This window comes from Intestinimonas sp. RTP31139st1_F5_RTP31139_211217 (assembly GCF_040226735.1).
Lineage (GTDB): Bacteria > Bacillota > Clostridia > Oscillospirales > Oscillospiraceae > Intestinimonas > Intestinimonas butyriciproducens.
Genome location: NZ_JBCOAQ010000028.1, coordinates 30,862 through 38,849, shown reverse-complemented (window position 1 = coordinate 38,849; position 7,988 = coordinate 30,862). Strand labels below are relative to the sequence as shown.

Sequence of the window (7,988 nt, the reverse complement as noted above, 5' to 3'; positions counted from 1 at the left end):
AGCATGGTCTCTGCGGCGCGCCTTCGTCTGCTGAAAAAGTCTGACCGAAAGTGAAACGAAGCGCCCGGTCCAAGTGTCTAAAAGACAGAAGGAGGTGGAAGGGGCCGTGGACATCGAAGCGCTGATGGAAAAGCATGGAGACAACATCCTGCGCCTGTGTTATCTCTATCTGCTATCTGCGGGATGGGGCACTGGCGGAGGACGCGGCCCAAGAGACCTTTGTCCGGGCCGTGCTGGGGCTGCCGGGAAAATATCGGGAGGTGGTGGTCCTCTATTATTATCAGGACTGCTCCACGGCGGAGATTGCCCAGGCGCTGGACCTGCCCCAGGGAACGGTATCGATACGGCTCAAACGGGCCAGAGAACGGCTGAAACCTGCGCTGAAGGAGTGGTATTATGCGGTGTGGACATCCGCATACGCCCGGACCTTATCGTAAAGGTGGACGGCGCAGTCCAGAGCTTTGCCAACGAGAAGGGGGAGGCGGTCTATCCCATCGTATTCGAGGAGATGACCTACCTGCCCGTGCGCAGCATCGGCGGGCCGTGCGGCAAGGAAGTCACCTGGATCGCCTACAGCGGCGGGGGAGAGGATATTTACCTCTACGCCCCCTGACCGACGCCCAGCGCCGGGAGATGAGGACCTATCTGGAAGAGGGGACACGCCTGGTGGAGAAGCTGAGCACTCAGGTAGACGCGGTGGTGAACGCCGGCCATGTGAGCAATGAGGAGGGAATCGCCCGGATCAAGGCCGTCAAGGAGGCTCTGGGCGGGATCGTTGCCCTCCCCCGCCCCTCACTGGAGCAGGTCATGGAATTCCGGGCCCTCTATGACGGCGCCCGGCAGATGGAGCAGCAGGAGTGAACTACTACCTCTCCCAGGTGGCCAACGAGGGCTGGACCTTCGATGAACTGCGGGAGAAGCTGGGGATCGAGAGCACCCTGCGGTACTGGATGGGGAATATCCGGGGAGACCTGACCATCATCCAGGAGGCGGTGGACGCCCTGGATAAATGAAAAGAAAGGTGGCATACTGCGGATAAAAACGAATATGATGCGGGTCCGGGCGTTGCTGCCGACCGTGGCCCTGACTGTGGGACTGCTGGCGGGGAACGCCGCCGCAGCTTTTACGGGCCAGAGCGACATCACCCGCACGCAGGCCGTGAGCGTCCTGGTATCCCTGGGAGTGCTCAACGGAAAGAGCGACGGCACATTTGAGCCGGACGGCCCTGTTACGGCCCGGGAGGCGGCCAAAATGCTGCTGACCGCGGGTTACAGCGCGGAAAAGGAGGGCCTCACCGGCACGGATTGGGTTGTGGCGGTGGACGACATGGCTGGGGAGAAGGGGCTGTTCACCGACCTGAACCCGGACAAGGCGGCGGAGGCCCTCAGCCGGGACAATGCTGCCCAGATGGCCTATAACACTCTTATTGATCCCACGGGTGAGCTATTGGGATCAGAAGACCGGCACAGAGCTGACAGAGGCGGTAGAGCGGGAAGAGACCATGCTCACAGACCTTTTCGATATGGAGTGCAGAGACGGGAAGCTGGTTCCTCTGGAGCGCAAGAAATGAGACGGGCGGGGCCGGGCGGAGAAAAATCCGCCTGGCCCTATCTCCGCGGGACAAAAGCGCCGCTTTTGGGCCTTTTCCGCCTGCGCAAACGGACAAAAGGCCCCGGGATGCGAAAAGCGCGTCCTGGTCTTTGGCAGCCCCCTTCCGCGCGGAGAGAGACAAAAAGCAGACGGGAAAAATCTTTTTCTTCATAAAATTTTTACTTTAAAAATGCCACCGGATGTAGTATGATAAGGGCGTAGGCTTTCAAACGGAAATTTACATACCCATCAGGAGGTATTTATGATGAGAAAGACAAAGGTGATCTGCACCCTGGGGCCCTCCGTGGACAACGAGGAGACCCTGCGCAAACTGATTTTGGCCGGGATGAACTGCGCCCGCTTCAATTTTTCCCACGGCACACACGAGAGCCATCTCGCCACCCTGACCAAGCTCAAGCGAGTCCGGGACGAGCTGGGGGCTCCGGTGGCCTCCATGCTGGACACCAAGGGGCCTGAAATCCGCATCAAGAGCTTTGAGAACGGGCCCATCACCCTGACCCGCGGCGCGGAATTCACCCTGAGCACCGAAGATGTGCCCGGTGACGAGCACCAGGTCTCCGTCACCTATGAGAACCTTCACAAGGAGCTCGGCGAGGGCTGCCGGGTGCTGGTGGACGACGGGCTGGTGGAGCTGGTGGTCCGCAGGATCGAGGGCAGGAAGATCCACTGCGAGGTGGAGAACGGCGGTACGCTTTCCAGCAATAAAAGCATCAACATTCCCGACGTGCACATCCTGCTGCCCTCTCTCACGGAAAAGGACAGGGAGGACCTGAAGTTCGCCGTGGAGAACGATTTCGACTTCATCGCCGCCTCCTTTGTGCGGAAGGCCTCCGACGTGGAGGATATCCGCGCCTGCCTGCGCGCGTGCGGCGGGGACGACATCCGCATCATCGCCAAGATCGAAAACCGGGAGGGCGTGGACAACCTGGACGCCATCATCGCCGCCTCCGACGGCGTCATGGTGGCCCGGGGAGATCTGGGGGTGGAGATTCCCGCCCATGAGGTGCCGATCCTACAGAAGAAGATGATCAAGGCCACCATCCGCCAGGGCAAGCCCGTCATTACCGCCACCCAGATGCTCGATTCCATGATCCGCAATCCCCGGCCCACCCGCGCCGAGGTCTCCGATGTGGCAAACGCCGTCTTTGACGGCACCTCCTGCGTCATGCTCTCCGGCGAGACCGCCTCCGGCAGATATCCGCTGGAGGCCCTCCAGACCATGGTGAGCACGGTGGAGGCCGCCGAGGGGGCCATCGACTATTGGGGCCGGTTCCGGGAGAACAATCTGCTCCCCGGCATCAGCTCCATCAACGACGCCATCACCCACTCCTGCTGCCTCACCGCCATGGACCTGGGCGCCTCTGCCATTCTGGCCGCCACCAAGAGCGGCTATACGGCCAAGGTCATCTCCCGCTTCCGCCCCGCCTGTCCCATCGTGGCGCTGTGCCAGAGCGAGCAGACCAGGCGGCAGCTCGCCATCTCCTGGGGTGTCCACCCCTACCTCACCGGAGAGGTGGATTCCACCGACCGGCTCTTCTCCATGGCTGTGGATGTGGCCCGGCGGGAGGGTGCTGTGGCGTGCGGCGACACCGTGGTCATCACCGCCGGCGTGCCCATCGGCATCAGCGGCACCACTAACCTCATCCAGGCCCAGGTCGTGGGAGAGCGCGCCTGAGCGCCGCAGGACGCCGCTGCATCTGCGGGGCCTCCGCCTCAGCGGCAAACATCCCCCGGTCCGGGACGGGCCTCCGCCGAAGTGCGGAGGCCCGTTTTCGCAAATTGTAAAGAAAGCGTAAGACGGGCCGCCTTGCTTTTACAGGCGGCCCGTTGTAAAATAGATTCCGTTTCAACCAAAGGAAAGAGACGGTATCATTTGCTATGCGCACCCAAGTCAATATAAAAAAACGGCCGCCCGTGGAGCTGCGGCCGGACCTGCTGCTCCCGGCTGCGGCGCTGGCCATCGCTCTGCTGGCGGGACTTCTTCTCTACGGGCTGCCCCTGGGGCAGGCGCTTTGCTGGGCGCTGGCCTTCGGCGCGCTCCTCCCCCTCCGCTTTTCCGTGAACGGGCGGGCCGGGCGCGGCCTCTCCCGCCTGGCCTTTGTGCTGGGGCCTCTGCTGTGCTTTTTCTTGGTGGAGTGTATGAATTACAACTACGCTCCCTGGAAGGATTTTTCCCTCCTCCAGATCGGCCTCAATCTGGTGTGGTATTACATGATCGCCGGTGCGGTCTACCTGCTGGCGGGACGGCTGGTCCTCTCCGCCGGGATTTCCGCCGGACTTTTCGTCCTGATTGGGCTCATGAATCGCTATGTCATCCGGTTCCGGGGCCGCACCATCTTTCCGGGCGACCTCCTCACCCTGCGTACGGCCGCCAATGTGGCCGGAAATTACGACTACTGGCCCGACGAGGTACAGCTCCGGTGTCTGCTGGCGCTGGCCCTCTTCTGTCTCCTGCTGTGGAAGCTCCCCCGCAACCCGGGACGGCGGCTTCCCAGGCTGCAGGTGGTGCTGCCCCTTGCGGCGGCCTGCGCGGTCTATCTGTGCGTCTTTTTCCGCACCGGGTTTCTGAGCTGGGCGGGGATCGAACCCTCCCTTTGGACCACCAGGGGAAACGGCTTTCTCCTCAATTTTTCCGTGTGCCTGCGCTACAGTACCGTGGCCGAGCCGGAGGGGTATTCCCAGGAGGCGCTGGAGGCCGTTCGGGCGGAGACGGAAGGAGACGCGGAGGCCATGGGGCCCGCCGTGGGCGGGCAGAGCCCCGTCAACCTGATCGTCATTATGAACGAGTCCTTTTCCGATCTCACGGAGACCTTTGGTCTGGAGACCAACGAGGACCCCATGCCCTTTCTCCATGGCCTGACGGAGAACACGGTGAAGGGGACGGCCTACTCCTCGGTGTTCGGGGGCACCACGGCCAATTCCGAGTTTGAATTCCTCACAGGGAACACCATGGCCTTCCTGCCTGACGGCACCGTGCCCTTCCAGATGTACGTGACGCCGGGGATGCCCAATCTGGGCGCCCAGATGAAGGCGCTGGGGTATGAGACCGTGTTCATGCACCCCTACCTCTCCTCCGGGTGGAACCGGACGGCGGTCTATCGGGACTTCGGCTTCGACCGCATCCTCTTTCAGCGGGACTTTACCGACGCGGCCTTTATGCGCAATTACATCACGGACCGGTCCAACTATGAGAATCTGATCCGTCTTTACGAGGAGAAGGAGGCGGGCGAACCGCTCTTTGTCTTCAACGTCACCATGCAGAACCATAGTGCCTACAACGTGCCCTGGACGGGGCTGGACAAGACCGTGTGGCTCACCGGGGCGATGGAGGGACGGTTCCATACCGTCAACCAGTATCTCTCCCTCATCCGGGAGTCGGACAGCGCCTTTCAATATCTGGTGGAGTACTTCTCCCAGGTGGAAGAGCCCACCATGATCCTGATGTTCGGCGACCATCAGCCCCAGGTGGCCACCAATTTCTACACCGAGGTGCTGGGCGGGGCGTTCGACACCCTGGACGCCGGGACCGCCCAGAAGCGGCAAAAGGTGCCTTTCGTGCTCTGGGCCAACTATGATATTCCGGAGGAGCAGGGGACGGAGCTCTCCCTGAATTACCTCTCCTCCCTGCTGCTGGAGACGGCGGGCCTGCCCCGGACCGGATACCAGCAGTTCCTGAGCGCGCTCCGGGAGACCGTGCCGGCGGTCAACGGGGTGGGCTACCGGGATGCGGACGGGGCATGGTACAAGCGCAGAAGCGAGCTCTCCGAGGCCGCCCGGGCCAGCCTGCTCCAGTATGAGATGCTCCAATACAACCTGCTCTTTGACGACGAAGAAAACCGGCTGGCGGATTTTTTCACCCTGCCGGAACAGAATGGAGGATCGACATGAGCGACGAATTCTATATGCCCGGGCTCTCCCACTTTGAAAACGACAACGGCTGGTCGGGGAGCCGGGGGCTGCTGTGCTACGAGATCGAAAAGCCTCAGGAGGGCCGCATGCGGGCGGTGACATGGCAGGGCCCCTTCTGCCGGGACTATGCCGTGGAGGATGCCGAGGCATTCTTCGCCCTCTCCGAGGAGGGGGTGGCCGCCATGACGGCATGGCTGCTCCAGGAGGCGGAAGAGATGAACGCCCATCCCAAACGGACGCCGGAGGAATGCCGGGCGCACTATGAAAAGCTGTCCCGGGGCGGGACCTGACGGCGGGGCGCCCCGGGCGAGACCCATCCGGAGACAGATAGGAGGTATCCCCATATGAGAATTCAGCACACCCTGTCGGCGGTCCTGGCCGGGCTGCTGCTTGCCGCAGCCCTCTCCGCGCCCGCCCTGGCGGCGGAGGACACCCGGATCAGGACCCGGGAGGAGGCCGCCCGGCACGCCGTCCAGCTTGCGGCGGAGTATGGAGGCGCGGACAGCATCCGCTACGCCCTCTGGGAGGGGGGAGAGATCACGCTCCAGGGCGGCTGGGGAGTCTATTCCCGCAGTGAAAACCGGGCGCTTACCGAGGATATCCTCTACGGTGTGGGCTCGGTGTCCAAGACGTATACGGCCGCAGCGGTGCTGAAGCTCTGTGAAGAGGGGGCCCTGACGCTGGAGACGCCGGTGGCGGAGATCCTGCCGGAGTTCTGCATGGCAGACGAGCGGTATCAGAGCATCACGGTGCGGATGCTCCTGGACCACTCCTCCGGCCTGATGGGGGACAGCACCCGCAATGCCTTTCTCTTTGACGATACCGATCCACAGGCCGCCGATGCGCTGCTCCGGCGCCTCGCCACGCAGCGGCTCAAGGCCGAGCCGGGCGCCTACTGCGTCTACTCCAACGATGGCTATACTCTGGCCGAGCTGGTGGTGGAGGCGGCCTCCGGAATGGAATACATGGACTATGTCCGCGCCGCCCTTCTGGCGCCGGGGGAGCTGGCAGACACCTTCGCCCCCGGCGGGGACTTCGACCCGGACCGCCTGGCCAGGACCTACGCCTCCCCACAGGACCCCAGGGCCCTGCCTCAGGATACCCTGGGTATCGTGGGCACCGGCGGCATCTACGCCACCGCCGCGGACCTTGCCTCCTTCGGCGGCCTCCTCTGCGGCACGGAACTGCTGAGCCAGGCGTCCCTGGACGCCATGACCGCCGACTGGGCCGCGCGGGGCCTGTGGCCGGAGGACAGCGCCGACGACCAACTGGGGTATGGCCTGGGCTGGGACAATGTGCACATGTTTCCCTTTGGACAAAACGGTATCCAGGCCCTGGTAAAAGGCGGAGACACGTTGCGTTACCACGCGGGGCTCATCGTCCTGCCGGAGCACGATATGGCGGTGGCCGTACTCTCCTCCGGCGGTGTGAGCACCTATAACCAACTGGCAGGGGCCCGCATCCTGGTCGACGCCCTGGCCCAGCGGGGGATCACTGTGGACGAATCCTGGTCGCTTCCCGAGGCGGAGCCCGCCCGGCTCCCCCAGGCGGTCCTGTCATATGCCGGGACGTACGCCGGGCTCACCGGTATGCTTACCGCCTCTTTTGACGAGGCGGGCGCCCTGACGCTGGCCGCTCCTGCGGCGCTGGGCGGCGCTCCTATGACGCTCACCTACTATGACGACGGGTCTTTCCGGGACGAGGAGGAGACCCTCCTGGTAAAATTTATCCCCGAGGAGAACGGACGGGTCTATCTCTATGAGAAGGCCTATTCCGACATTCCGGGGCTCGTCCCCCTGGGGGCGGCCAGCTATGCCATGGAGCGCCTGGAGCCCAATGGGGAGGCGTCCGAAGAGGCCCTGGCCGCCTGGGAGGCCAGAGGGGAGAAGCTCTACCTCATCGCCAACGAGAAGTATACCTCCCAGGTGTACCTCTCCGGCCCCTTCACCGCCGTCTCCACCCTGGCCGAGGCGCCCGGCTACGCGGCCCTGGACCGGATCGAGGATGCGGACACCGCGCGGCAGTATCTCCAGCTCCCCGGTACCGGGAGCCGCAACGGTGCGGACTATACGGTGCAGGTGGAGGACGGCACAGAGTATCTCACTGTGGGCGATTACCTGTGCATGGACTCCGCCGCCGCCCGCCCCCTTTGGGGTGGGGAGGGGGCCTACACCACCATCCAGTCCGATGGCCGGGCCCGCTGGTATCAGGTCGGGGCTCTGGCGGGCGGGACGCTGAATGTCACGCTGCCCGAGGCGGGGGCTTTTTACGTATACGACCAGCTTGGGCAGGTCGTGGCCGGGTCCTGGGCGTTTGGAGATACCCACGCCCTGCTTCCGGAGGGCGGCTGGATCGTTTTCGCCGGCGAACCGGGCACGCGGTTTCCTCTCTCCGTAACGGAAGAAGCGCAATAATACGCCGGGCGCCCCGGCATTTGTATCGAAACAGAGCAGCGGCCCGGACATCCG

At 63.5% G+C, this 7,988-nt stretch carries 9 protein-coding genes; all 9 read left to right on the top strand.

Going from position 1 to position 7,988, the window contains the following annotated elements; all coding sequences use genetic code 11:
• The first annotated feature begins 134 nt into the window (after positions 1 to 134).
• The 9 genes from ABUA09_RS14135 (at position 135) to ABUA09_RS14095 (ending at position 7,934) form a co-directional block, all read left to right on the top strand.
• On the top strand, positions 135 to 437 hold the full coding sequence (locus ABUA09_RS14135) for an RNA polymerase sigma factor (RefSeq protein ID WP_227151899.1): 303 nt from the start codon (positions 135 to 137) through the stop codon (positions 435 to 437).
• Positions 404 to 613, top strand: a complete 210-nt coding sequence (locus ABUA09_RS14130; protein WP_058117206.1) for a hypothetical protein — start codon at positions 404 to 406, stop codon at positions 611 to 613. The genes ABUA09_RS14135 and ABUA09_RS14130 overlap by 34 nt, the downstream gene beginning before the upstream one ends.
• A 53-nt stretch (positions 614 to 666) precedes the next feature.
• Complete coding sequence (locus ABUA09_RS14125; protein WP_058117207.1) at positions 667 to 861, top strand: hypothetical protein; 195 nt, start codon at positions 667 to 669, stop codon at positions 859 to 861.
• Positions 858 to 1,013 (top strand): hypothetical protein, encoded by a 156-nt coding sequence (locus tag ABUA09_RS14120; RefSeq protein WP_158453364.1) that lies wholly within the window; start codon positions 858 to 860, stop codon positions 1,011 to 1,013. The genes ABUA09_RS14125 and ABUA09_RS14120 overlap by 4 nt, the downstream gene beginning before the upstream one ends.
• Before the next feature lie 34 nt (positions 1,014 to 1,047).
• On the top strand, positions 1,048 to 1,764 hold the full coding sequence (locus ABUA09_RS14115) for an S-layer homology domain-containing protein (RefSeq protein ID WP_058117208.1): 717 nt from the start codon (positions 1,048 to 1,050) through the stop codon (positions 1,762 to 1,764).
• Between the two features lie 91 nt (positions 1,765 to 1,855).
• The gene (gene pyk / locus ABUA09_RS14110; protein ID WP_349949437.1) at positions 1,856 to 3,286 is read left to right on the top strand and encodes a pyruvate kinase; all 1,431 of its coding nucleotides are present in this window, start codon (positions 1,856 to 1,858) and stop codon (positions 3,284 to 3,286) included.
• A 203-nt stretch (positions 3,287 to 3,489) separates the two neighbouring features.
• Entirely contained in the window at positions 3,490 to 5,499 is a 2,010-nt protein-coding gene (locus ABUA09_RS14105; RefSeq protein ID WP_227151896.1) for an LTA synthase family protein, read from the top strand.
• On the top strand, positions 5,496 to 5,810 hold the full coding sequence (locus ABUA09_RS14100) for a hypothetical protein (RefSeq protein WP_052082406.1): 315 nt from the start codon (positions 5,496 to 5,498) through the stop codon (positions 5,808 to 5,810). The genes ABUA09_RS14105 and ABUA09_RS14100 overlap by 4 nt, the downstream gene beginning before the upstream one ends.
• 54 nt (positions 5,811 to 5,864) lie before the next feature.
• Positions 5,865 to 7,934, top strand: coding sequence for a serine hydrolase domain-containing protein (locus tag ABUA09_RS14095; protein WP_349949436.1), 2,070 nt, complete (start codon positions 5,865 to 5,867; stop codon positions 7,932 to 7,934).
• Positions 7,935 to 7,988: the final 54 nt, after the last annotated feature.

Excerpts from the sequence above, each read along its gene's own strand:
- pyk (WP_349949437.1), top strand. The coding sequence starts at position 1,856 with ATGAGAAAGACAAAGGTGATCTGCACCCTGGGGCCCTCCGTGGACAAC.
- ABUA09_RS14105 (WP_227151896.1), top strand. The coding sequence starts at position 3,490 with ATGCGCACCCAAGTCAATATAAAAAAACGGCCGCCCGTGGAGCTGCGG.
- ABUA09_RS14100 (WP_052082406.1), top strand. The coding sequence starts at position 5,496 with ATGAGCGACGAATTCTATATGCCCGGGCTCTCCCACTTTGAAAACGAC.
- ABUA09_RS14135 (WP_227151899.1), top strand. The coding sequence starts at position 135 with ATGGAGACAACATCCTGCGCCTGTGTTATCTCTATCTGCTATCTGCGG.
- ABUA09_RS14095 (WP_349949436.1), top strand. The coding sequence starts at position 5,865 with ATGAGAATTCAGCACACCCTGTCGGCGGTCCTGGCCGGGCTGCTGCTT.
- ABUA09_RS14115 (WP_058117208.1), top strand. The coding sequence starts at position 1,048 with ATGATGCGGGTCCGGGCGTTGCTGCCGACCGTGGCCCTGACTGTGGGA.